The following is a 25,225-nucleotide window of genomic DNA, read 5'->3' as shown; positions in this document are numbered from 1 at the left end:
CCGTGCTTTTATTAGGTTTGGCAAATTAAGGATACGCAAAACAAACTTCCTTAGGTTTCAAAACATTTTAAGTGGCTGTCGGTTATCATGGGCATGAGCGTATATTCCATTAAAGACCTGGAACATTTATCAGGCATTAAAGCACATACCATACGGATATGGGAGCAGCGGTATAATCTATTTTCACCGCAAAGAACAGCTACAAACATTCGCTATTACAATGACGAAGATGTTAAGCTCATCCTTAACATAGCAACGCTCAAAAATAATGGCATGAAAATCAGCAAGATTGTAGAAATGCCGCCTGAGCGCTTGCAACGGGAAGTTCATAAGGTAAGTAAGGATAACAAATCCGATGAAGATCAAATCAGTGCATTAACACTTGCTATGGTAGATCTGGATGAAACGAGATTCAGTGATGTTCTGAATAGAAACATCGATCATCATGGGTTTGAGCGTGCGATGATGGAAGTAATCTATCCTTTTATGCGAAAAATTGGTATCCTCTGGCTAACAAACGCAATCAACCCAGCACAGGAACATTTCATTACACACCTGGTACGTCAAAAAATTATTGCTGCTACTGACCAGACTACTGTTAATACTGATGGTCCACTCTATTTTTTATTTCTTCCTGAAGGAGAATTACACGAACTGGGATTGCTTTTTGCAAATTATATTTTAAGATCCAGAGGTTTTAAAACCATTTTTTTTGGACAAAGCGTCCCATTGGATGCCTTAGAGGAAGTTTATTACAAATTGCACCCAGAGTGTATCATGACTGCTATGACCACAGCCCCGGATCCATCCAAGGTTCAGAAATATGTTGACCGGCTTGGCAATAAATTTAAAGAGTGCAAAATCTGTCTTACTGGAAGTCGAGTAATTGGGCAGGATATTACTATACCTGATAATGCTTCTATTCTTAATCGATTTGAAGATTTAAGCAAAATCACTGAAGAAGTAGCTGTCAACCAATCATAATATCTTAATCAACATATCAAGTCGTCCGGATTTATTAATCGGGATACGATGCGCCGTACTCTACATGTTGGAGTATCACTCTCGTGAAATGCAAGAAATGAAAGCTTTTGCACAAAAAATGTAATCTATAGTTCTCCTTCTTTGATATCTAAACGAAGGGTAATAAATCCATTTCAATGAACCTGAAAGTGCCTTTTTAAAGGATTAGAGTAAAAAATTAAATTTTGTTTAACTTTTTTCTTGTTTTATTAAACATTATTTACTTACCTTCGTTTAACTTTTCGAACTAAACGTTAAACAATATGACAGCTTTAGAATTCGGTTACAAAATTGAGAACCTAACCAGTTCACTCAAACCATATGCTTTGAAGTTGACCAAGGATGGAGAAGATGCTAATGACCTTCTACAAGAAACCGTTTTCAAAGCTTATAACAACAGAGACAAATTTCAGGACGGCACCAATCTGAAAGCTTGGATGTATACAATCATGAGAAACACCTTCATCACCAACTATCAGCGAATGGTGAGAAGAAATACTTTCATTGATACAACTGAAAACAATCATTTCATCAACTCTTCCAGTACTGTTATCGAGAATGACGCTAAAGGTAACTTTGTGATGAATGATATCAATTCGTCAATTGATGCCTTGAAGGATATGTATAAGATTCCATTTACCATGTATTTTAGGGGTTTTAAATACCATGAAATTGCTGAAAAGCTTAATATTCCCATAGGAACTGTAAAAAACAGAATTCACATAGCAAGAAAAGAGCTCAAGAAAGGATTAAAAGTATATGCCAACTAAGAATTTCCATAGTAGAGTAGTAGTGATAGGGGCCGGATTTTCCGGCCTTTCTTGTTCCTGCCACCTAGCAAAGCTGGGTTATAAGGTGACTCTTATTGAAAAAAACCCTCAACCGGGCGGACGAGCCAGAAGTTATTCAGATCAGGGATTTACCTGGGATATGGGGCCTTCCTGGTATTGGATGCCAGATGTCTTTGAAAGATTTTTCAGCACTTTTGGTAAGACAGTATCTGATTATTATCAATTGGATCGCCTAGATCCTTCCTACCGTATCAAATTTAAAAACGATACCATCGATATTCCGGCAAGCATGTCTGAACTCGAGAACCTCTTTGAACAGATAGAGCCAGGAAGTAGCAAAAAACTTCGGTCATTTTTAAAACAGGCAAAGTACAAATATGATGTTGGTGTAAAAAATCTAGTCTACAAACCAAGCCGGTCTCTGCTCGAATTTCTAGACATTAAATTGCTACTTGGACTCTTGAAAATGGATGTTTTCACCTCTATTGCCAAGCATGTCAGAAAGCATTTTAAAGATGAACGCCTTATCCAGCTGATGGAATTTCCCATTCTGTTTTTAGGTGCCACGGCTGAAAACACACCCGCACTTTACAGCCTTATGAATTATGCTGATTTATCACTTGGCACATGGTATCCAAAAGGTGGCATGAAGTCGGTTGTGGATGGAATGGTAACACTGGCTAAAGATCTTGGAGTGAATATTAAATTAGGAGAAGAAGTGAGCAACTTCTCATTCAGCAATAAAAAGATAGTTTCTGTAAACACATCAACTGAACGCTATGAGTGTGACATGGTGGTCGCGGGAGCTGACTATCATCATATAGATCAACATCTTCTACCTGAACCTTTTCAGAACTACAGTAAAAAATATTGGGACTCACGAGTATTAGCACCCTCTTCCCTTTTATTCTATATCGGGGTAGACAAAAAGCTTCCAAATCTCGAGCATCATACCTTATTCTTTGATGAAGATTTCAAACAACACGCAAGTGAGATATACGACAATCCAAAGTGGCCAAGTAAGCCTCTTTTATATGTATCTGCCACATCAAAGACAGATGAAACGGTAGCACCAAAAGGAAAAGAAAACCTTGTCGTATTGATTCCAGTAGCCCCGGATATCGAGGACACAGAGGAGATACGTGAGAAATATTTTAACATCATTATGGATAAGCTTGAGGCCTTTACAGGTGAAGATATTCGCAATCACATCTTAACCAAAAGGAGCTATGCACATAGGGAATTTTTGGAAGACTACCATTCATTCAAAGGCAATGCTTATGGCCTGGCCAACACATTATTGCAAACAGCTATTCTAAAGCCATCTCTTAAGAATAAGAAATTGAAAAATCTTTATTACACTGGTCAGTTAACAGTTCCGGGACCAGGTGTACCCCCGTCACTTATCTCAGGTGAGGTAGTGGCAAAAGAAATCGCCAAAGATTTTCCTATTTTTAAAGACTGATGGAGCACCTTTATACACAGACGGCCTTTGATTGTAGTAAGCTGATCACCAAAACATACAGCACTTCATTCTCGTTGGGCATTCGTACATTAAACAAAAAATATCATGCCCCTATCTATGCCATATATGGCTTTGTTAGATATGCAGATGAAATCGTGGATACCTTTCATGATCATGACAAAGGCGAACTCCTAAGACGATTCAAGAAGGACACTTATCAGGCCATTGAAGAAGGTATCAGTCTAAACCCTGTGCTTCATAGTTTTCAGCAAGTAGTTAATGAATACAAAATTGACCTGAATCTCATTGAGGCTTTTCTAGTCAGTATGGAAATGGACCTTAGTAAAAAAGATTATGATAATTCTGAGTATAAAAAATACATCTATGGAAGTGCTGAAGTAGTAGGCCTTATGTGCCTTAAAGTGTTCTGCGAAGGGGATCAAGGAAAATACGAAGAATTGTTAACTCCTGCTAAACTTTTAGGTTCAGCCTTTCAAAAAGTAAATTTTCTCCGGGATCTCAAAAGTGACTATAATGAGCGAGGGAGGGTGTATTTTCCAGGTGTTGATTTCAATCAATTCACAAGAGAAGAGAAAAATCAGATTGAAGTAGATATCAAGGAGGAGTTTAAAAATGCACTGGTGGGGATTAAAAAGTTACCAAAAGGGGTGCGTGCCGGGGTTTACCTGGCGTACATCTATTATACGGTATTATTCAAAAAAATCACTCGTCTCTCACCGGAGAGAATCAAGACGGAAAGAATACGTGTTCCTAACTTCAAAAAATTATTATTACTGTTAAAGTGCTACTTTTTACACAAACTAAACTTCATTTCAGAATGAACAAGACTAGCTTTACAGGAGTTATTAAGGTGTAAATCAAATAGTTGATGCAAGTTGTAATAAATATTCTAATTGTAGCGGGGACCTTCCTTTTCATGGAGGGGGTGGCGTGGTTTACACATAAGTATATCATGCATGGTTTTTTATGGAGTTGGCACAGATCGCATCATAAGGTACACAATCATGCATTGGAGATGAATGACCTGTTTGCAGTGGTGTTTAGCATCCCGTCAATTATCACTATATATTTTGGATATGCCAACTACACGGAGTTCTGGTGGCTCCTATATGTAGGTATTGGAATCTTGTGTTATGGAATTTTTTACTTTGTTTTTCACGACATTATTGTACACAGAAGGATCAAAATTCCCTTCAAAGCAAAAAGCAAATACATGAAGCGAATCATGCGTGCACACTATGTACACCATGAAAAACACACGAAAGAAGGGGCCGAGGCTTTCGGTTTTTTGTATGCTCCTAAGAAATACGAGAAATAACGCTTCAACATTATCATTTGATAAAGTGATTTTAATTACATTTGGTAATCATTAAAGAATCGGCTTGTTTTAACAAACCAAAAAAAGCGAGCTAAATGGCAGATCAAAAAAAAGAGGAGGTATGGGGAGCCATCGATGGTTTCTCCAATTATGAAATCTCCAACAGAGGAAAAATCCGGAGTAAAACAAGGAAAGTTTGGCACAAGGGAAGCAAGACACACATGAAGTTACGTGGAAAACTCATGCGTCAACGGTGGAACAAAATATGCAAGTGCTACTTTCTGGACCTAATTGATGATAACGGTAAACGAAGAACCGTATATCCGCATAAAGAAACCGCAAAGGTATTTGTGAAAAAGAATGATTCTGAAAAAACCATGATCATTCATAAGGATAATAATCCTAGAAATAACTACTTCGAAAATCTGGAGTGGATGACTCCTTCTGAGCACATGAAATGGCAATTTGAAGTGGGTAACAAAAACAACTACAAAGTGTGGAAGACCAGGAAGAAGAGATATAAAAATGGTTTCAAACCAGACACTGTTCTTCCGGGAAGACCGAAGAAGAATAAAGCAAAGGCTTAAAGGCCTAAAAAGAGCAAGGGGTTCCAGATGGAACCCCTTTTTTAATACTCTAACTAACCTAACCTAAAATCGCTTAAACGCAATATCTTCACCTCACCATCAAGTGAGGACAATTATAACCTTATAAATAGTGGAATTACTTAGCAGATGGCTCTACGCTCACGTAGGATCTGTCTTTTTTCCCTTTGTGGAATTTTACCACACCATCAGCAAGTGCAAAAAGCGTATGATCCTTACCCAGACCAACGTTTTGTCCCGGATGGTGCTTTGTACCTCTCTGGCGAACGATGATATTCCCAGCTACAGCTTGCTGTCCACCGAAGATTTTCACTCCAAGTCGTTTACTTTCTGACTCTCTTCCGTTTTTCGAACTACCTACACCTTTCTTATGTGCCATGAGATTTTATCCTTTAATGTCTTCGATCAAAATTTTAGAAAACTGCTGACGGTGACCATTCTTCACTCGGTAGCCTTTTCTTCTTTTCTTTTTGAACACGATCACCTTATCGTCTTTCACATGCTCAAGAATTTTCGCAGAAACTTTGGCTCCCTTTACAGTAGGCGCTCCCACTTTCACTTTGCCATCGTTATCTACAAGTAGTACTTTATCAAAGTCTACTTTTGCACCCTCCTTACCTTCCATTAATGGAGCGTAAAGGAATTTGTCTTTCTCTGCTTTATACTGCTTCCCAGCAATGTCTACTATCGCGTACATTTTGTCTTCTTTTGAAAAAAGGATTGCAAAGATACCATTCTAATATGAATATCCAAACATGCAGTGTGGATAAAATGCTATAAAAATATTTTTAATTTTTTTTTCACTTTTTTTTACCCCCATTTCTGCGTGTTTTCCTCAAAGTAGCAATTACAAATTTGACTCCTAAATAGCTAAAAAACAATTCGTTATAATATATTTTTAATATCCAAATCACACCTTCCGCACCCGTAATAACTGCTTGGATTTTCGCGTCGTTTTTAACACATTTGTAGACAAGCCGCGAGAAAAATAAACCACTCTTAGGGCTGTATCCCGAGACTTAAAAAGTTTTTAAAAAGGCACATCAAAAAAGATGCGCCCAAGGGGGATTTTATTGTTTTGTGAAATAGACTAAAACTGTTTGAAAAACAGAGACTTATGAGCGACACAGCAGCACATTTAGAAGAACCCATCCTCAAAGAGAACAAGGATCGTTTTGTTCTTTTCCCAATCCAGCACAATGACATCTGGGAGTTTTACAAAAAAGCAGAAGCCAGCTTCTGGACAGCAGAAGAAATAGATCTAAGCCAGGATCTTAAGGATTGGCAAAACACCATGACTGACGATGAAAAGCACTTCATTAAACACGTGCTTGCATTCTTTGCTGCCAGTGATGGCATTGTAAATGAAAACCTTGCAGAAAACTTCGTCGCTGAAGTTCAGTATACAGAAGCTAAATTCTTTTATGGTTTCCAGATTGCTGTAGAAAACATCCACTCTGAGACTTACTCATTACTAATAGATACCTACGTTAAAGATCCTAAAGAGAAAGATTATCTCTTTAACGCCATTGAAACAATGGATTGTGTGAAGAAAAAAGCTGACTGGGCTTTACGTTGGATCGATGAAGGATCATTCGCAGAGCGATTAGTTGCTTTTGCAGCAGTGGAAGGCATTTTCTTCTCAGGTAGTTTTTGTAGCATCTTCTGGTTAAAGAAAAGAGGCTTGATGCCTGGCTTATCTTTTTCCAATGAGCTCATTTCAAGAGACGAAGGGCTTCATTGTGACTTTGCCTGTCTGCTATATAATAACCATGTAAATAATCAGCTCCCCAAAGAAACAGTTCAGGAGATTATTAAGGATGCTGTAGAAATAGAAAAGGAATTTGTAACCGACGCACTTCCAGTGAAGCTGATTGGAATGAACTCTGACCTGATGTGTCAGTATATCGAGTTTGTTGCCGATCGTTTATTGGATGAGCTCGGATGCGACAAAGTATATAACTCGACTAACCCATTTGATTTCATGGAGATGATCTCCCTTCAGGGTAAAACTAACTTCTTTGAAAAACGAGTGGGTGAGTATCAAAAAGCCGGAGTAATGGATAACGGCGAAAGCGGAAAAGACAAATTCTCCCTAGATGAAGACTTTTAAATTATTTGTAATCACCTTATCACGATAGCCTATGTTAGTTGTAAAAAGAGACGGAAGAAGAGAATCCGTAAAATTTGACAAAATCACAGCTCGAATTGAGAAGCTGTGTTATGCTTTAAACGCAGACTATGTAAAGCCTGTAGAAATTGCCAAGAAAGTAATTGATGGATTGTATGATGGTGTGTCAACTGTTGAATTAGACAACCTTGCAGCTGAGACAGCTGCAACAATGACAACACGTCATCCTGATTTTGCTAAGCTGGCAGCAAGAATTTCAATCTCTAACCTGCACAAGGTAACAGAGACATCATTCTCCAATACCATGAAGAGAATGTACGAATACATCAACCCCAAAACAGGTGAAAATGCCGCACTCCTTTCAAAGCAGGTTTATGGCATCATTCGAAAGAATGCGAAAAGGCTGGATGACGCAATTGATTACAACAGGGATTACAACTACGACTACTTTGGCTACAAAACATTAGAGCGTTCATACCTAATGAAACTCGATGGCAAGATTGTGGAAAGACCACAGCACATGCTTATGAGAGTTTCTGTTGGTATCCATGGTGAGGATATCGAGTCTGCAATTAAGACGTACGACCTGATGTCTGAAAAGTGGTTTACGCATGCGACTCCAACTCTTTTCAACGCAGGTACTCCAAAGCCACAGTTATCTTCATGCTTCCTGCTTTCTATGCAGGACGACAGCATCGATGGGATTTACGATACACTAAAGCAATGTGCTAAGATTTCACAATCTGCTGGCGGTATCGGCCTCAGCATTCACAATGTGAGAGCTACTGGTGCATATATTAAAGGTACCAATGGTACTTCTAATGGAATTGTGCCTATGCTTCGAAACTTTGATATGACCGCTCGGTATGTAGATCAGGGGGGTGGTAAAAGAAAAGGAAGCTTCGCTATCTACCTAGAGCCATGGCATGCAGACATCTTCGATTTTCTCGATCTAAGAAAAAACCACGGAAAAGAAGAGATGAGAGCAAGAGACTTGTTCTATGCACTCTGGATTCCTGATTTGTTTATGGAACGCGTGGAAAGCAATGGTGACTGGACGATCATGTCTCCGGATGAATGTCCCGGACTCTTCGAAGCATACGGTGATGAGTTCAAGGCACTATATGAAAAATACGAACGTGAAGGAAAGGGTAGAAAAACCATAAAGGCACAAGACCTTTGGTTTGAGATTCTTGAAGCTCAGATTGAGACAGGTACTCCTTACATGTTATATAAGGATGCAGCCAACAAGAAGTCTAACCAGAAAAACTTAGGTACTATCCGATCCAGTAACCTGTGTACTGAGATCATGGAGTACACTTCTAAAGACGAGGTGGCTGTGTGTAACCTGGCCTCTATTGCTCTTTCCAGATTCGTGATCGATGGTAAGTTTGATCATCAAAAACTGTATGAAATAACCAAAGTAGTGACAAGAAATCTGAATAAGGTGATTGATGTGAACTACTACCCTGTTCCTGAAGCCAGAAACTCTAACATGAAGCACCGACCAATCGGTATTGGTGTTCAGGGGTTAGCCGATACGTTCTTGCTTCTTAAGATGGCGTTTGAGTCAAGTGAAGCAAGAAAGCTGAACAAGGAAATCTTCGAGACCATATACTATGCGGCAATGGAGACTTCCATGGAAATCGCACAGGAAGAAGGCCCGTATGAGACATTTAAAGGTTCTCCGGTATCAAAAGGTGTATTCCAGTTTGATATGTGGGGTGTAACACCTGATTCGGGACGTTGGGACTGGACAGACCTTAAGCAAAAAGTGAAGAAGCACGGGGTGAGAAATTCACTCCTTCTTGCTCCTATGCCGACAGCATCAACTTCTCAAATACTAGGAAACAATGAGTGTTTCGAGCCTTACACTTCCAACCTATACTTGAGAAGAGTACTTTCAGGTGAATTCATTGTGGCAAACAAGCACCTAATGAAAGAACTGATCGACCTTGGTCTGTGGGATGAGCGTATGATGAATCGAATCAAGGCAGAGAATGGATCGATTCAGAACATTCCTGAAATTCCGGAGGAGATCAAGGAAAGATATAAGACCGTTTGGGAGATTTCTCAAAAGGCAATCATCGATATGTCTGCAGACAGAGGGGCATACATCTGTCAGAGCCAGAGCTTAAACATCCACCTACAGGATGCCAACTTTGGTAAGATGACCTCTATGCACTTCTACGCCTGGAAAAAAGGCCTGAAGACAGGAATGTACTACTTGAGAACGAAAGCAGCGACTGACGCAATCAAGTTTACTGTATCAAAAGAAAAACAAGAGCAACCAAAGGAAGCAGTAGCCGCACAGCAGGCGGGCGCAGCAAGCCAGACGCAAGCACAGGTTGACCAGCAGGCAGCAATGCAATGCTCACTGGACAATCCGGACGATTGCGAAATGTGTGGCTCTTAACCCGAATAATTCGGGAGATAGTTAACAAGTGTAATTCTAGATTTAGATAGCCCTGACGGAAACGTCAGGGTTTTTTATTTAGAATCACTTCGAAATGTCCTATTCAATCCATTTATATTTATGTAAATTGAGCCATCACTAAAATCACAGTTTATGAAAAAGCTATTTACATTAATTTTCATTGGATGCACACTTGTCACATTCGCCCAGTGTGATGATTCTTTCTTTCCTTTTACTGAAGGCGTGAGTTTTGAGCAAACGGCCTACGACAAAAAAGACAAAGTACAAGGAAAAAGTATGAGTGAAGTGATTTCTGTGGATGGATCTTCAGCCATCGTCAAAAACGTCTATTATGATAAAAAAGGAAAGGAAATGGCAGATGGTGAATACACGATTATTTGTGAAGGCAGCACCATCAAAATGGATTTCAATAATTTCATTCCTGATGGCATGCTAGATCAATACGGGGATGCCGAAGTAAGTGTAGAGGGTGATTTCATCACAATTCCGGATAATCTTCAGGCAGGTCAGGCACTTCCGGATGGAACAGGAACCATTACCATTAAAATGACGAGCTCAGCAGCCATGAACATCACCATGGATATGACCATCACCGATAGAAAGGTGGAAAAGAAGGAAACACTGGATACCCCTGCCGGTTCGTTTGAGAGCTTCAAAATAACCCAAACCACCATTATGAAAATGAACATGATGGGCATGAACAAAACAACTGAAACATCAGCAGCTTCATGGTATGCTAAGGGTGTTGGTATGGTTCGTAATGAGAATTATGACAAAAAAGGAAACCTAATGGGCTATACCCTGCTAACCTCATTTAATAAATAACCCAATACATTAATTTCTCTTTGGGAAAAGCTTTTACATTTCAAAAGAAAAATCCTATCTTTGCCGTCCTAAAATTTTGGAACACAGAATAGCGTTATGGCAAACCATAAATCAGCACTTAAGAGAATCAGAAGCAACGAAGCGAAAAGACTGAGAAACAGATACCAGCATAAAACGACTCGTACGTTCATTAAAAGACTAAGAGAGACGACTGATAAGAAAGCAGGTGAAGAGCTTTTAACTCAGGTAATCTCTATGGTGGATAAACTTGCTAAGAAGAATATTATCCACAAAAACAAAGCTGGACACCTTAAGTCCCAATTGACTAAGCACGTAGCTGGTCTTTAAGCTTTAGTTACAAGATATTTTTTTTACCCTGTGTGAGCAATTGCACAGGGTTTTTTCATTTTGAGGCTTTATTTTACAAGCGGAATGGAAGGCAACCGTTTGACGATAAAGCGATGGGCAGAAGAAGATCGCCCCAGAGAAAAACTCCTTTTAAAAGGAAAGGCTTCACTTTCAGAAGCAGAGCTTATCGCAATTCTAATAGGATCAGGAAATACTGAACAAACTGCTGTAGAGCTTTCACAACACATCCTCAGTCAGTGCGAAAACAATCTGGCCAACCTTGCGCGCCTTTCTGTAAAGGATCTACAAAAATTTAAAGGCATTGGCGAGGCTAAAGCGATCTCCATAGTATCTGCTCTGGAGCTGGGAAGGAGACGAAAAGAATCCGAACCCTCCAAAAAAGTAAAAATCACTTCATCAGACGATGCATTTCACTTGCTTCATGGTGATATGATGGATTTGAATCATGAGGAATTCTGGTTGCTCTTATTAAAACGAAACAATGAAGTGATCAAAAAAGAGATGCTGAGCCGGGGCGGAGTTTCAGGAACAATAGTAGATGCAAAAATTATTTTTAAGCGAGCACTGGAAGAAACGGCCAGTGGCCTCATACTAGCTCACAATCACCCGAGCGGAAACCTCAAACCCAGCCAGGAGGACATCAATCTGACAAAGCGCCTGAAAGAGGCTGGAAAATCTCTTGACATATCCGTACTTGATCATCTCATTATTACAGACCATACTTTTTTCAGCTTCGCTGATGAGGGGCTTTTATGACCCACTTAGCTAAATTTGCATCATGAAAAAGGCTTGGCTTATACTCATCCCTGTTGCACTAGTCGTCTTCTTTATGATGCGCTCCGGAGGGAACGATGAGAGCTACATTCAGGAGATCAATCAATTTTGGGAAGACAGGCATGACTTCTTCAAAACGTCAGAAGCTAGCCCGTTTATCCAAAAGGATGTTGACTACCAATCGGTCGAATACTTCGATCCAAATCCGGAATATAAGGTAAATGGCACATTGGATAGATATTCTAAGCGAGAAACGCTTAAACTGGGCAACAGTGACGGCACCACAACCACCTACCTCAAGTTTGCGGATGTGAAATTTAAAATCAAGGGACAGTCCTGCTCATTGCTAATTTTAAAAGCACTGGGATTCGGCAACCAATACCTACTGGCATTCGGTGACGGTACCAGTGGAGACACAACCTATGGTGGCGGCCGTTATCTGGACGTAGCAATTGGGAAATCGGATCGGGTTACACTGGATTTTAACAAAGCATATAACCCCTACTGCGCCTACTTTGATGACTTTACCTGCCCGCTCCCTCCCCGCGAAAACCTGTTGGATGTGGCGATTGAAGCCGGGGAAAAGAATTATCTGTATTAGGCACTCAAACTCAACCCACAGCTTCACAGATTCCTTATTTTTGCTCTCTTAAATTCAGAGATAGAGTAGAATGAAGGTTTCGTACAATTGGCTGAAAGAATACATCGACTTTAAAGAAACACCAGAGCAACTGGGTGACATCCTTACTCAGACAGGCCTGGAGGTTGAGGGCATTGAAAAAGTTGAAAAAATTCCGGGTGGATTAAAGGGGATTGTTGTAGGAGAAGTGAAGTCCTGCGAAAAGCACCCTAACGCGGATAAGCTCAAGGTCACGAAGGTAGATATCGGTGCTGATGAACTATCAGATATCGTCTGTGGTGCTCCAAATGTGGCCGCTGGGCAAAAAGTATTGATCGCTACCGTAAACTCAACCATCCACCCAACTAACGGTGAGCCATTCAAAATCAAGAAAGCCAAAATCAGAGGAGAGGTCTCTGAAGGAATGATCTGTGCCGAAGATGAACTGGGTCTTGGTACAAGCCACGATGGAATTATGGTGTTGGACACTGATAAGCCAAATGGCACTCCTGCAATCGAACTCTTTGAAACCGGTGAAGATCACGTCTTTGAAATCGGGCTTACTCCAAACCGAGGTGATGCCACTTCTCACATGGGTGCCGCAAGGGATCTAAAAGCATACTTCAGGAAGGAATTAACCCTACCTGAAACCAAAGATTTCAAAGTAGAAGTAGACCAGCCTATTGAAGTGGTGGTTGAAAACACCGAGGCATGTCCCAGGTATTCCGGAATTACCATTCGTGGAGTAGAAGTAAAAGCTTCACCAGACTGGCTCCAATGGAAACTTCGATCAATTGGCTTAGAACCAATCAACAACATTGTAGACATTACCAATTATGTGTGCCATGCGATAGGCCAACCTATGCATGCATTTGATGCAGACAGGGTTGAGGGGAATAAGGTTCTGGTGAAAACACTTCCTAACAAAACCAAATTCACAACCTTAGACGAAAAGGAAAGAGAGCTGCATGAAAAAGATTTGATGATCTGTAATGGCAAAAGTGAGGGCATGTGTATTGCTGGTGTTTTCGGAGGCACCAAGTCAGGAGTGACTGAATCCACAAAGAACATCTTCCTGGAAAGTGCATACTTCTCAGCAGACTGGGTGAGAGCCGCTGCTCAGCGTCATACACTATCCACAGACGCATCCTTTAGATACGAGCGAGGTACCGACCCTGAAATGACCGTATATGCGCTGAAGCTTGCTACAACACTAATTCTGGATGTCGCTGGAGGAAAAGTTTCCTCTGAAGTGATTGACATCTACCCTGAGCCAATTAAAGAAAAGGAAATTGAAATCACTTTTCAGAATTTCCACTGGCTAATCGGTAAATCGCTGGACCATAAGCTAATCCTCGATATTCTAAACTGGCTGGATATCAAAACAGAAAATGTGACTGAGAAAGGCTTTAAAGCCATAGTACCAGCTTATAGAAGCGATGTGACACGCCCTGCCGATTTGGTAGAAGAAGTGCTTCGAATCTATGGATTCAATGAGGTAGAGCTGGATGAGGACTTCTCGGCTGACTACCTGGCTGAGTTCAATGAATTTGAACCATACCGGGTGCAGGAAGACCTTTCCAGGTTTTTAGCAGGAAATGGTTTTTCTGAAATCCTTACTAACTCATTGACCAACCCTAAATATCATGAGAAATTTCCTCTAGGTGGCAAACCAGTTGAAATGCTGAATCCTTCCAGCGAAGAATTGACGATCATGAAAACATCTCCGGTATATACCGCACTGGAGTCTGTTGCCTACAACATCAACCGCAGAAATCCGAATCTGAAATTCTTCGAGTTTGGACGATCTTACAAAAATGAAGATAAAGCATACCAGGAAACCGAATGGCTTTCTTTTTATCTGACAGGAAACACCTTGGAAGAAAACTGGCTGGATGAGCCAAGAAAGAATTCTTTCCATGACCTCAGCACCACCGTGATGAGCATGCTAAAATATGCCGGCATCCGAAAAACGGAGATCGTTCCTTCCGAAAAAGGGACCCTTTATGATTACGGTGTGGTAATTAAGAAAGAGGGTAAAATGCTCGGTTTGCTTGGTAAGCTGAAGAAAGAGCTGGTTTCCATTTATGGAATCAAGCAGGATGTGTTTCATGCACAGCTTGACTGGGAAGCTGTGCTTAGCGTTTATAAATCAGACATTGCGTACGAGCCGATCCCAAAATTCCCTGAGGTAAAAAGAGACCTTTCATTGGTGCTGGACAAAAGTGTATCTTACGCTGACATCCAACAACTTGCCTTCAGGCAGGAAAAGAAATTATTGAACAGAATGAACCTTTTTAGCGTGTACGAGGGGGATAAGATCGAAAAAGGAAAAAAAGCTTACGCAATTAGTTTTTTTCTTCAAGATAAATTCAAAACTTTAACAGATAAACAGATAGAAAAGAGCATGAATGCACTGATGAATCTTTACGAGAAAGAGCTCGGTGCAGTCATTAGAAAATAAGATGCCAAGCGAGAAATTATATCGTGAGTTTCAGAATCTGGAGCGAAAAATTCAACTGGTGCTTAGTGAAAATAAGCGCCTGAAAGATGAATTAAATCACGCCAGAGAGGAAAATGGCACCCTGAAAGAGAAAATAGATAGTCAGCAGGCTAGCTTGAATTCTTTCCAGGATCAGATGAAAATAAATAAACTAGTAAATAACAAGGTAGTCAGTGATGGGGATTCAGCACAGCTGAAAGAGACGATTGATGGCTACATCAAGGAGATAGATAAATGTATTGCCCATTTGGCAGAATAATTAAATGAAATCCGAATGGCAGAACTATCCATAAAAATCAGAATTGGGAACAGGGAGTATCCCATGAGAGTGAAAGCGGAGGATGAGGAACGTATTAGAAGAGCAGGAAAATTGTTAAACGAGAAAATAAAAAATTACCAAAACCAGTTTGGTATCGATGATACACAAGATTTGGTAGCAATGGTAGCTTTTGATTGTCTGGTAGAGAAACTAAAACGAGAAGAATCTTCGGAAGCATCTGATGATTTTGCACTCGGCGAAATTTCAAAACTGAACCAGCTCATAACCGACTCGATCTGATTATATCGCCCTTGATTTAGACACACCTGACTGTCCTGTTATTTGAATCACTCAAATACACACAGATGGACACCACAATATTAATTGTAATCGCCAGCATAACAGGAGCCGTTGCAGGCTTGCTGATTGGTCGGGCGTTGCAAGGCAGAAGTGCCGGCAAAAAAGTAAAAGATGCCGAAGAACAAAGTAAACTTATCCTGAAAGAGGCGAAGGTTACTGCAGAAAGCATCAAGAAGGATAAAATTCACGAAGGCAAAGAAGAGCTATTCAAGCTAAGAAGTGAATTTGAAGAAGAAGCTGCTCGAAAGAAAAGTATCATCATTTCCAACGAACAAAAGCTAAAGCAGAAAGAGTCTAATCTGAATAAGCAGTTTGAACAGGTAAAGCGAAAGGAAGACGAGCTAAACAGCCTCAAGGAAACCCTCTCTAATCAGATGGAGATCGCACGTCAGCGAAAGGAGGAGTTTGAGAAAATGCAAAAACAGCAAGTGGCTATCCTGGAAAAAGCAGCCAACCTTCCAGCCGATGAAGCCAAAGCTCAATTGATGGAGGCACTAAAAGATGAAGCGAGGACAAGCGCATCCGCCCACATCAAAGAAATTGTAGAAGAGGCAAAAATGACCGCCACTAAAGAGGCTAAAAAAGTGGTAATCGAGGCAATTCAGCGAACGGCTACAGAACATGCCATCGAAAATACAGTCTCGGTTTTCAACATTGAAAGTGACGATATCAAAGGAAAAATCATCGGTCGTGAAGGGCGAAATATTCGAGCCCTTGAGGCAGCAACCGGAGTAGAGATCATCGTCGATGATACACCGGAAGCAATCATTATTTCCGGATTTGATCCTGTACGAAGGGAGATAGCAAGACTTTCTCTTCATCGCCTGGTTCAGGATGGAAGGATTCACCCAGCCAGAATTGAAGAGATAGTAAACAAAACCTCTAAGAATATTGGTGATGAAATTGTAGAGATTGGAGAGCGTACGGTTATTGACCTTGGTATCCATGGATTGCATCCTGAATTGATCAAGATGGTGGGTCGAATGCGATTCAGGTCATCATACGGTCAGAACCTGCTTCAGCATTCCAGAGAAGTTGCCAACCTTTGTGCTACACTTGCTTCGGAGCTGGGACTAAACCCTAAGCTTGCGAAGCGAGCAGGATTACTTCACGATATTGGCAAGGTTTGGCCGGATGAACCGGAGAAGCCTCACGCCATTATAGGAATGGAGCTGGCCCAGAAATACAAAGAAAACGCCGAAGTGTGCAACGCCATTGGAGCCCACCACGATGAGATTGAGATGACTTCTATGATCTCCCCTATCGTACAAGCCTGTGATGCCATCTCAGGCTCCAGACCGGGAGCCCGTCGTGAGATCATGGAACAATACCTGAAACGATTGAAAGACCTGGAAGGCATTGCTCTAAATTTTGACGGAGTAAATAAATGCTACGCCATTCAGGCAGGTCGTGAACTTCGAGTACTTGTGGATGCAGAGAATGTAGACGATAAGCAGGCGAGTGATCTTTCTTTCAATATCTCTCAGAAAATAGAGAAAGACATGCAGTACCCGGGACAAATAAAAGTGACCGTGATAAGAGAAACTCGTGCGGTGGCTTTTGCTAAGTAAAAATTAACTTTAATATAAAAGCATTATGAAACAGCTATTATTATCTATTTCGATACTTTCAATTATCATCATTACTTCTTGTGGTAGTGATGACGGAGTATCGGTAAACAATCAAATTACCGTTGGTGATCAGACTTTTGACATTACTCATGGGGGGTTTATTGACCTTGGAGAAACGGAAGGGACAAAGCAAGGTGCCTTTGCTTTAGCAGATGCTGAGGTGTCAATCTCCCAGACCTCATTTTCAGTTTCAAGTTCATCATCCATTCGAATTGTTTTCACCTTAGTAGCCTTAGGCTCTACGCTTAGCTCCGGAAGCTATTCGGAAGGAGATGTAGTAAGTCCAGACGCAGGTAAAGTTTTCTTTATTTCACTCATTCAAGCAGATGGGACCTCCTATACCGTCAACGACGGAACAATTAACCTCAGTGGTTCCAGTCCGAATTTTACTGTGAAATTTGACCTCTCTTTGGAAAACGGAGACAAACTTACAGGCGGGTTTAAAGGAGAATTTGCTACAAACTAATTTTTTTGAATATTTTTGACTCCATGTTTAAAAGCTGGACAGATAAAAAGAGAAAATCTGATAAGAAATCAAAACGATTTCTGTAGGTCCGGCTATTGAATAGATTTTATTTAACCAATAATATTTCAAAAACCGGAGCATCAAGCTTCGGTTTTTTTGTTTAAACCTTTTGTAAAATATTTAGAATGGAAAATGCTAATCTGATCCGAGCCGCAGTTAATCATGGCTCACCACTTTACATCTACGATGCAAATCAAATGATGGAGAACTATGAAAAATTCACCAGCGCGTTTAAAGTGGATCAGCTCAAGGTACATTATGCCTGTAAAGCACTTAATAATCAGGCCATTCTAAAACTCTTCAAATCCATGGGTGCCGGATTGGATTGTGTTTCTATTGAAGAGGTTCACCTGGGATTACATGCAGGCTATCCGGCAGAGGATATTCTTTTTACTCCAAATAACATATCAACTGAGGAATATGAACAAGCCATCGAGCTTGGAGTAAAAATCAATGTAGACAATCTCTATACGCTGGAGTATTTTGGGATCAATCATCCTGATATTCCGATTTACATTCGAATCAATCCACACCTGATGGCTGGTGGGAATCAGAATATTTCTGTTGGTCATATCGATTCAAAGTTTGGTATTTCTATCCATCAGGTTCCCAACATTGAGCGAATTGTAAAGAAACTAGGTATTAATGTAATGGGAGTTCACGTTCATACAGGATCAGACATCCTTGATGCTGATATTTTCATAAAAGCAGCTGAATTGGTTTTCAGTGTAGTTGAAAAATTTGATTCGGTCACTCACATTGATTTTGGTAGTGGATTTAAAGTGGCCTACAAACCGGATGACCTACACACCAACATTGATCGCTTTGGCAAGAAGTTTAGCAAGGCATTTAATGACTTTTGTGAGAAGCAGGGGAAGACTTACACACTCGAGTTTGAACCGGGGAAATATATGGTAAGTAATGCCGGATATTTTGTGGCCAAAGCAAACCTGATCAAGCAAACAACTTCCTGTACATTTGTCGGTCTGGATACCGGCTTCAACCACTTCATCAGGCCGATGTTTTACAATGCCTATCATCACATTGAAAACCTGTCAAATCCACAGGGAGAAAAGAAAGTATACAATGTGGTCGGATACGTATGCGAGACAGACTCATTCGCTTCTGATCGAATCATACCGGAAGTGAGAAAAAATGACTTACTGGTTTTCAAAAATGCAGGAGCTTATTGTTCTACAATGGCTTCAAACTACAACTCACGTCCTCGACCTGCAGAGGTGCTTGTTCATAATGGTAAGGAACACTTGATTCGAAGAAGAGAAACGATAGAGGATATATTAAGTACACAGATTGAGGCTGATATCAACTATTGATTTTCAAACTCATGCTTGAGGAGCCATTGTTTCCGGTGGATACCACCGCCATAACCAACGATGCTACCATCAGAACCAATGATACGGTGGCAAGGGATAATGATTGAGATTCGGTTCTCACCATTTGCTCTTGCCACTGCTCTCACGGCTTTCACATCCCCTACCACATCTGCCTGCTGTTTGTACGAACGTGTCACGCCATAGGGGATATGGACCAATGCATTCCAAACTTTTTGCTGAAAGTCGGTACCCGGTACCACAAGCGGTACCTCGAATGATTTTCTTTCCCCATTGAAATATTCATCTAGTTGACCAGCTGCTGTGTCGATCATCGGATGTTTACCTGTTACCATTTCAGAAGTCATGCGTTTCTTAAGGATGGAAATTTGCGTCTCCAGCATTTTTCGATCTGTAAATTCAAGAAGACACAGCCCCTCGTCCGTAACCCCAATCATCATTGGTCCTAATGGTGTTGAAATGCGATTAATGGTAATAAGCTGTCCTTGCGTGCCCGGTGAAAATCCTGTCATATTTTTAAAGGTATCTGAGAAGCCGCTCAGTGAATCATATCCATTTTGAAATGCGGATTGTGTAACTGTTTGACCCTCTTTGATTTTCAAAAAAGCCTCATTGATTCTACTCATCCTTAAGTAAGCCTGAAAGGTGATGCCATGCGTTTTCTTAAAATACCTCCTCACTCTACTCGGACTAAAGCCTAGCTGATTCAATTCATAGTCTTTCCATTTTCTTGCAGGATCTTCCTCCACAGCCTTCAAAAGTGGAATTAACCACGCTGGAGCTGATTGATAGCTTTTCATAGGCCGGCATACTTTGCAGGCTCGATACCCATGGCTCAATGCCTCATTGGTAGAACTGAAGAACTCTACGTTCTCATATTTTGGCTTCCGGGCAGAACAAGTAGGTCTACAGAATATCCCTGTAGTTTTCACTCCCACAATAAATACACCCTCATATTGAGAGTTTTTGTCCAAAAGGGCCTGGTACATTTCGTCAGGAGATGGAAGAGCAGAAATCATGGATCAAATGTAGAATACCTGGGCATCAAGGTACAACCGAAAATTGAACAAGCATTTTTTACCTTTATACAATGGCATTCAATGAATTCTTAGCTGATAAATTACGTCAGTCACTGAAAGAGCGTAAGGTCGTCTTTGAGGAAAAGAAAATGATGGGAGGGTTGTGCATCATGGTCGATGATAAAATGTGTATTGGGGTTATTAAGGATGACCTCATGGCCAGAGTCGGACCTCATGAATATCAGAGGTTTTTAGATAAGCCCTGTGCGCGAGTGATGGATTTCACCAAACGTCCCATGAAAGGATATTTATACGTCAACCCGGCAGGTTGGGATAACGATGATGAGCTTAGTGAGTGGGTTCATCAATGTCTGGAATTCAATAGAGAAGCCAAATCCTCTAAAAAGAAGTGATCATACTTTCAGGTGATTTTTTAGAAAAACTTTCTAACTTTTAAAAAAGATTCTACCATTGACCTAGACTCCTTACCAATGAAATACACCAATGAAGTCGTCATCGATAAGTCCCGCGATGAGACCATTAAATTATTCGACAATCCGGATAACATGAAGTACTGGCAAAAAGGATTTATCAGCTTCGAGCACATTTCTGGTGAACCCGGAAAACCAGGTGCAGAATCCATCATTAAATATGATTTTGGAAAACGAAAGATGGAGTTAATTGAGACCATCACTTTCAGAAACCTGCCAGATGAGTTTCATGCAAACTACCAGACAAAAAACGTTGTAAACATCCAAAAGAACTATTTTAAAGATGAAGGCAGTCAGACTCGTTGGATATCTGAAACAGAGTTTAAGTTTTACGGTTTCATGAAGATATTGGCATTTTTTATGGGGAAGAAGACGTTTAGCAAACAGACACAATCATATATGGATGATTTTAAGGCTTTTGCTGAGGGAAACCCTAAATATGGAAATTGAAGCCATTAGAGATTATTGCCTTCAAAAACCAGGAGTAACTGAAGGAATGAAGTGGGGAGATCACCTCACTTTCATGGTTGGTGAAAAAATGTTTGCCATTTTTGGGTTGGATCAAACACCTGTCACCGCATCTTTCAAAGTAAGTAATGAAGGTTTTGAGAAAATGCAACACCAACCGGGTATGAAAGCTGCACCCTACCTGGCCAGATACAAATGGATAGCAATAGAAGATATTGGAATTATCCCTGACAACAATTGGCGGGAAATACTAGATGAGTCTTATCAATTAGTTAAACAGAAATTGCCAAAAAAAGTACAAGAATCACTTTAGTTAACTGCCGGAAAAAAGAACTCCAATATATCATCGGTGGTGGCTCTCCAAAGGCCCCAGCTATGGCCTTCCGGAAGTTCTTTCCATACTAGGTCATGGCCTGTATCGATGAGGTAGTCTTTCACCTTTCGCATATTCGGAGGTAATGAGCTTCCTTCATAAGTTCCCCAGATGGTTGCCACTTTTATGTCCTTTTTCACGCCATCCATTACTATCCCATTTGTATGGTAGTTATTGGGCTGAAATGCGCCTGAATGAATGCCGCAATTCCCGAACACTTCAGGGTTTTGAAAAGCAATAATCGCTGAAATATTACCCCCATATGAATCGCCAATTACTGCTCTTGAAGCAGCAGACGCTATGGTAGCATAATTGCCATCTATGTGCGGAACCAACTCCTTTACAAAAAAGTCCGTGTATTTGAATCGATCATCAAAAGCATACTCAATGTTTCGGTCCTTGGGTACCACAAAAACACCAATGGTCGGAGTGATCTTGTTATCTGCGATGAGGTTATCTAACACATTCTTTGTACTTGCCAAAGTAAGATAATCAGATCCGTCTTGAAAGTATGCAACAGGATATTCATTCGAATCATTATAAGAAGCCGGCAAGTAAACGTGCACATCATAAGTCTTCCCTGTATGGGTACTGGCAATTTGAAATTCTGAAATCAATCCTTTATCAATATCGTCTCTTGAGTTTATTTCTTCCGGTTGCTCGTATTTAGGCATGGCTAATTCCGAATTTGGGCCGAACCCCCCGCCGATGCGATTCGGATTCTTTGGATCCAATATCCAGTTTGAGCCATTAACTACCAATTTGTAGTCAAGTCTCGCGTTTGATTCGAAAGTTTCTTTTCTATACCACAAATTCGTTTTGCCAAGTTTGGTAAAACTCCTTCCCGATGGATTCCACCCATTGAAATCGCCGGCGACCTGAACGCTATTCGCATCACCATAGTATAAGAAATAGGCATTTGTTTTTTCCTCGATATAAGGTGCCTCTACAGTATCCATGAACCCCTCTGTCAACACTGCTTGATTAGCAGAGTCAGACTCCATCACTGCCTCTACTAACTCAGAAAAGCTAGCTATTTCTATTACAGTATCAGGAGTTGGTGACTCCTGCTTACATTGGACAGTAAGCAGGATCATGCTCATTGCACAAAAATTACTCAGGTGTCTTTTCATCCGGCCATTCCAGTTTAAAGTCCTTCCAATAATCTCCTACTGTCTGTTTCATCTCTCGATGCATAATTAGAATTCCTATAAGGTTAGGAATGGTCATCAATGCAATGGTGATATTGGCCAAAGTCCAGATAATTGTGGTATCAGCGAATGAGGCAATGAAGAAACCCGCCACATATACGATTTTATAAATGATGATATACTTAGTCCCAAAAAGGTAGGTGGTGGCTCGCCCACCGTAGTATGACCAACTAATCGCTGTAGAAAACGCGAACAGGATCAATCCTATCGAAACGATGTATTTACCATAATCACCAAAAAAGCCTTCATTAAATGCTACGGTAGTCAATGGTGCACTATGTAGAAGTGACTTCCCTGTTATTGTCACATCCACTTCACCAGATATGCTTCCATTGATTATTTCGATGGTTCCTGTGTAAGGCTTCTCATTCAGTGTCATCCTGACATTTTCTGCAAAAGATTCTGCCGCAATAACTGTTACCGGATTTTGAATGACTCCCTCTGATATATTCAAATCACCTGTAAATAGTGGAGCGGGCTCCTCCTGAATCAGGTGGTTCTTCACTACCAGTCGATCCGCTTCATTGTTCTCATCATATGCCTCTGCAAAGACGATGATGTCTGAATACTGAAGTTCGTTTTCATATTTTTTTGCCCAGGCTCCAGATGATAAAAGAACCAGACCGGTGATTGTACAAATAATAATTGTATCAATAAAAGGCTCAAGAATCGCCACCATTCCTTCTGATACTGGCTCATGTGCTCGTGCCGCGGAGTGTGCAATTGGCGCTGATCCCTGACCGGCTTCATTTGAAAACAACCCTCTGTTTACTCCTCTGTTAAAGGCAAATGCCAGATTAGCTCCGAGGAATCCTCCCATAGCTGCACTACCTGTGAAAAGGTCACCAAAAATCGCAATGATCGAAGGCAGGATATTCCCTGCATTGTAAAATATTACCGAAAGCGCTCCGATGAGGTAAACAACAGCCATAAACGGAACAATTTTCTCCGTCACTTTCACGATGCGCTTAATTCCACCGAGGATTACAGCCGCAAGTAAAACGGCCAGCACAGCTCCTGTTATCCATTGTTCCACTCCAAATGTGGTGAATACTGAATTCGCGATGTTATTTATTTGTGGCAGATTTCCTGTTCCAAATGAGGACATGATTGTGGCCACTGCAAACAAACCGCCTAAAAAGTATCCGGTCTTAATGACCTTCCCCGATTTAGTGGTAATGTTCAATCGCTTTTTCATGTAGTACATCGGACCACCTGAAATTCCATCTCCAACCTTTTCACGGTATTTATGCGAGAGTGTCACCTCCACAAACTTGGTTGTCATACCTAGAACTGCTGTAACAAGCATCCAAAACAAAGCCGCAGGTCCACCCAGGTGTACAGCTAATGCAACTCCTCCGATATTTCCAGTTCCGACGGTTCCCGAAAGGGCAGTTGCCAGCGCCTGAAAGTGAGAAGCATCTCCTTCATCATCGGCTTTATCAAATTTTCCTCTTACAACGCGTAGGGCAAATCTGAAATACCGTATTTGAGGAAATTTCAGGTAGATAGTAAAGAAAAGTCCGGTCCCCAGAAGCAAGTAAACGAACCAAGAAGATCCACCTATGGCACCATCGATTTGATTTAGTATTTCGTTAAGTTCTCGCATGAATTAGGTTTTTCGATTTTCGCAATCCGACAAAAATAGCTTTTTTAATGAATCATGACTCACAATGAACATTTCAATATCCAGCCTGTTACATAGATGGGACAAGAAAGTCCTGAAAGGCACCTTTTAAGTATCTTTCAATGTGAAATTTTATAAATATTAAACCTAACATCATGGAAGAAGTAACTTCTGAAGCATCAAAATATACCCAGATGGCGATTGATCTTATTATGACATGGGGTCCCAAAGTGATCGCTGCAATTGTCACCTTACTGGTTGGTCTTTGGATCATTGGCATCATCACACGAGGGATCGGAAAAACGATGGTAAAACGCGATGTTGATCCGTCTCTAAGGCCTTTTCTTAAAACGTTGATTTCAACCGCATTAAAGGTGATGCTCTTTATTTCGGTGATTGGAATGGTGGGAATCGAGGCAACAAGCTTTGTAGCAGTTCTTGGTGCAGCTGGTTTGGCAGTCGGCCTTGCTCTTCAGGGAACGTTGCAAAACTTCGCAGGTGGTGTCATTATTTTATTGATTAAACCGTTTAAAGTGGGTGATTGGATTGACACACCAAATCATTCAGGTACCGTTCATGCCATTCAAATTTTTCATACTATTCTGAAAACACCGGACAACAAGACCATAATTATTCCGAATGGTCCATTGGCTAATTCATCCTTAACTAACTACTCAACAGAACCCAAAAGAAGATTGGACCTTACAGTGGGGGTCGGGTATGGTGATAGCACGGAGAAGACAAGGGAAACATTGATGGAATTGATCAACGCAGACGATCGAATTCTTAAAGATCCCGAACCATTTATAGCGGTAGCTGAGCTTGCAGACAGTTCGGTCAATTTTACAGTAAGATTATGGGTTGAAGCAGGCGATTACTGGCCGTTGAAATTCGATATGAACGAAAGGATATACAACAAGTTCAACGAAGAAGGATTGAATATTCCATTCCCTCAAATGGATGTACACGTTCATAAAGAAAACTAAGTTCATTAGAATTAAAGTGCGAAAGTCCGGTTTTTCGAATC

27 protein-coding genes are annotated in these 25,225 nt (G+C 40.7%); 22 read left to right on the top strand and 5 right to left on the bottom strand.

The window, feature by feature from the left end:
* Positions 1-93: 93 nt before the first annotated feature.
* The 6 genes from ACXAH9_RS12565 to ACXAH9_RS12540 all read left to right on the top strand — a co-directional run bounded on the left by ACXAH9_RS12565 (position 94) and on the right by ACXAH9_RS12540 (position 5,205).
* Complete coding sequence (locus ACXAH9_RS12565; protein ID WP_474895209.1) at positions 94-984, top strand: MerR family transcriptional regulator; 891 nt, start codon at positions 94-96, stop codon at positions 982-984.
* A 302-nt stretch (positions 985-1,286) separates the two neighbouring features.
* The gene (locus ACXAH9_RS12560; RefSeq protein ID WP_474895208.1) at positions 1,287-1,793 is read left to right on the top strand and encodes an RNA polymerase sigma factor; all 507 of its coding nucleotides are present in this window, start codon (positions 1,287-1,289) and stop codon (positions 1,791-1,793) included.
* Positions 1,783-3,279 (top strand): phytoene desaturase family protein, encoded by a 1,497-nt coding sequence (locus tag ACXAH9_RS12555; protein ID WP_474895207.1) that lies wholly within the window; start codon positions 1,783-1,785, stop codon positions 3,277-3,279. The genes ACXAH9_RS12560 and ACXAH9_RS12555 overlap by 11 nt, the downstream gene beginning before the upstream one ends.
* Entirely contained in the window at positions 3,279-4,121 is an 843-nt protein-coding gene (locus ACXAH9_RS12550) for a phytoene/squalene synthase family protein (protein WP_474895206.1), read from the top strand. The genes ACXAH9_RS12555 and ACXAH9_RS12550 overlap by 1 nt, the downstream gene beginning before the upstream one ends.
* A gap of 47 nt (positions 4,122-4,168) precedes the next feature.
* Entirely contained in the window at positions 4,169-4,618 is a 450-nt protein-coding gene (locus tag ACXAH9_RS12545) for a sterol desaturase family protein (protein WP_474895205.1), read from the top strand.
* Positions 4,619-4,713: 95 nt separating this feature from the next.
* Positions 4,714-5,205 (top strand): NUMOD4 domain-containing protein, encoded by a 492-nt coding sequence (locus ACXAH9_RS12540; protein WP_349563740.1) that lies wholly within the window; start codon positions 4,714-4,716, stop codon positions 5,203-5,205.
* Positions 5,206-5,341: 136 nt separating this feature from the next.
* Here the strand turns inward: ACXAH9_RS12540 and rpmA are convergent, their stop codons facing one another.
* The gene (gene rpmA, locus ACXAH9_RS12535) at positions 5,342-5,602 is read right to left on the bottom strand and encodes a 50S ribosomal protein L27 (RefSeq protein ID WP_474895204.1); all 261 of its coding nucleotides are present in this window, start codon (positions 5,600-5,602) and stop codon (positions 5,342-5,344) included.
* Positions 5,603-5,608: 6 nt separating this feature from the next.
* The gene (gene rplU, locus ACXAH9_RS12530) at positions 5,609-5,920 is read right to left on the bottom strand and encodes a 50S ribosomal protein L21 (RefSeq protein WP_349563742.1); all 312 of its coding nucleotides are present in this window, start codon (positions 5,918-5,920) and stop codon (positions 5,609-5,611) included.
* Between the two features lie 420 nt (positions 5,921-6,340).
* Between rplU and ACXAH9_RS12525 the strand changes: the two genes are divergently transcribed.
* The 12 genes from ACXAH9_RS12525 to lysA all read left to right on the top strand — a co-directional run bounded on the left by ACXAH9_RS12525 (position 6,341) and on the right by lysA (position 18,991).
* Positions 6,341-7,336 carry a ribonucleoside-diphosphate reductase small subunit gene (locus tag ACXAH9_RS12525; RefSeq protein WP_474895203.1) on the top strand — a complete coding sequence of 332 codons (996 nt, stop codon included), beginning with the start codon at positions 6,341-6,343 and terminating at the stop codon, positions 7,334-7,336.
* 31 nt (positions 7,337-7,367) lie between these two features.
* Positions 7,368-9,770, top strand: coding sequence for a ribonucleoside-diphosphate reductase subunit alpha (locus ACXAH9_RS12520; protein WP_474895202.1), 2,403 nt, complete (start codon positions 7,368-7,370; stop codon positions 9,768-9,770).
* A 153-nt stretch (positions 9,771-9,923) separates the two neighbouring features.
* Complete coding sequence (locus ACXAH9_RS12515) at positions 9,924-10,616, top strand: TapB family protein (protein ID WP_474895201.1); 693 nt, start codon at positions 9,924-9,926, stop codon at positions 10,614-10,616.
* A gap of 96 nt (positions 10,617-10,712) precedes the next feature.
* Positions 10,713-10,964 carry a 30S ribosomal protein S20 gene (gene rpsT, locus ACXAH9_RS12510; RefSeq protein WP_474895200.1) on the top strand — a complete coding sequence of 84 codons (252 nt, stop codon included), beginning with the start codon at positions 10,713-10,715 and terminating at the stop codon, positions 10,962-10,964.
* 84 nt (positions 10,965-11,048) lie between these two features.
* Positions 11,049-11,741 (top strand): RadC family protein, encoded by a 693-nt coding sequence (gene radC / locus ACXAH9_RS12505; RefSeq protein WP_474895199.1) that lies wholly within the window; start codon positions 11,049-11,051, stop codon positions 11,739-11,741.
* A 22-nt stretch (positions 11,742-11,763) separates the two neighbouring features.
* Positions 11,764-12,360 (top strand): DUF1684 domain-containing protein, encoded by a 597-nt coding sequence (locus ACXAH9_RS12500; protein ID WP_474895198.1) that lies wholly within the window; start codon positions 11,764-11,766, stop codon positions 12,358-12,360.
* Between the two features lie 70 nt (positions 12,361-12,430).
* Positions 12,431-14,842: a phenylalanine--tRNA ligase subunit beta gene (gene pheT, locus ACXAH9_RS12495; protein ID WP_474895197.1), complete on the top strand. Its 2,412-nt coding sequence runs from the start codon at positions 12,431-12,433 to the stop codon at positions 14,840-14,842.
* A 1-nt stretch (position 14,843) separates the two neighbouring features.
* Complete coding sequence (locus tag ACXAH9_RS12490) at positions 14,844-15,140, top strand: hypothetical protein (RefSeq protein ID WP_474895196.1); 297 nt, start codon at positions 14,844-14,846, stop codon at positions 15,138-15,140.
* A 15-nt stretch (positions 15,141-15,155) separates the two neighbouring features.
* Entirely contained in the window at positions 15,156-15,440 is a 285-nt protein-coding gene (locus tag ACXAH9_RS12485; RefSeq protein WP_349563751.1) for a cell division protein ZapA, read from the top strand.
* A 65-nt stretch (positions 15,441-15,505) separates the two neighbouring features.
* Positions 15,506-17,071, top strand: coding sequence for a ribonuclease Y (gene rny / locus ACXAH9_RS12480; protein ID WP_474895195.1), 1,566 nt, complete (start codon positions 15,506-15,508; stop codon positions 17,069-17,071).
* A gap of 25 nt (positions 17,072-17,096) precedes the next feature.
* On the top strand, positions 17,097-17,597 hold the full coding sequence (locus tag ACXAH9_RS12475) for a hypothetical protein (RefSeq protein ID WP_474895194.1): 501 nt from the start codon (positions 17,097-17,099) through the stop codon (positions 17,595-17,597).
* Between the two features lie 185 nt (positions 17,598-17,782).
* A complete protein-coding gene (gene lysA / locus ACXAH9_RS12470) occupies positions 17,783-18,991 on the top strand; it encodes a diaminopimelate decarboxylase (RefSeq protein ID WP_474895193.1) in 1,209 nt (402 codons plus the stop codon).
* Here lysA and ACXAH9_RS12465 read toward each other — a convergent pair.
* Positions 18,985-20,028, bottom strand: coding sequence for a bifunctional transcriptional activator/DNA repair enzyme AdaA (locus ACXAH9_RS12465; protein ID WP_474895192.1), 1,044 nt, complete (start codon positions 20,026-20,028; stop codon positions 18,985-18,987). The genes lysA and ACXAH9_RS12465 overlap by 7 nt on opposite strands.
* A gap of 71 nt (positions 20,029-20,099) precedes the next feature.
* On the opposite strand from ACXAH9_RS12465, the gene ACXAH9_RS12460 reads away from it, so the two are divergent.
* From ACXAH9_RS12460 to ACXAH9_RS12450, 3 genes are all read left to right on the top strand, one after another.
* Positions 20,100-20,441 (top strand): TfoX/Sxy family protein, encoded by a 342-nt coding sequence (locus ACXAH9_RS12460; RefSeq protein ID WP_474895191.1) that lies wholly within the window; start codon positions 20,100-20,102, stop codon positions 20,439-20,441.
* A 78-nt stretch (positions 20,442-20,519) separates the two neighbouring features.
* Positions 20,520-20,969 carry an SRPBCC family protein gene (locus ACXAH9_RS12455; protein WP_474895190.1) on the top strand — a complete coding sequence of 150 codons (450 nt, stop codon included), beginning with the start codon at positions 20,520-20,522 and terminating at the stop codon, positions 20,967-20,969.
* Positions 20,959-21,300, top strand: a complete 342-nt coding sequence (locus ACXAH9_RS12450) for an MmcQ/YjbR family DNA-binding protein (RefSeq protein ID WP_474895189.1) — start codon at positions 20,959-20,961, stop codon at positions 21,298-21,300. The genes ACXAH9_RS12455 and ACXAH9_RS12450 overlap by 11 nt, the downstream gene beginning before the upstream one ends.
* Here the strand turns inward: ACXAH9_RS12450 and ACXAH9_RS12445 are convergent.
* A complete protein-coding gene (locus ACXAH9_RS12445) occupies positions 21,297-22,493 on the bottom strand; it encodes an alpha/beta hydrolase-fold protein (protein WP_474895188.1) in 1,197 nt (398 codons plus the stop codon). The two genes, ACXAH9_RS12450 and ACXAH9_RS12445, sit on opposite strands and share 4 nt — an antisense overlap.
* Positions 22,474-24,180, bottom strand: coding sequence for an alanine/glycine:cation symporter family protein (locus tag ACXAH9_RS12440; RefSeq protein ID WP_474895187.1), 1,707 nt, complete (start codon positions 24,178-24,180; stop codon positions 22,474-22,476). Before ACXAH9_RS12440 ends, ACXAH9_RS12445 begins: the two co-directional genes overlap by 20 nt.
* Positions 24,181-24,353: 173 nt before the next feature.
* Between ACXAH9_RS12440 and ACXAH9_RS12435 the strand changes: the two genes are divergently transcribed.
* Positions 24,354-25,184, top strand: coding sequence for a mechanosensitive ion channel family protein (locus ACXAH9_RS12435; protein ID WP_474895186.1), 831 nt, complete (start codon positions 24,354-24,356; stop codon positions 25,182-25,184).
* The last annotated feature ends 41 nt before the right edge of the window (positions 25,185-25,225 follow it).

The sequence above is a fragment of the Ekhidna sp. ABH4_415 genome (assembly GCF_056161305.1).
The sequence above is the reverse complement of the archived record's forward strand: the minus strand, read 5'-3'. Positions and strand labels throughout refer to the sequence as shown.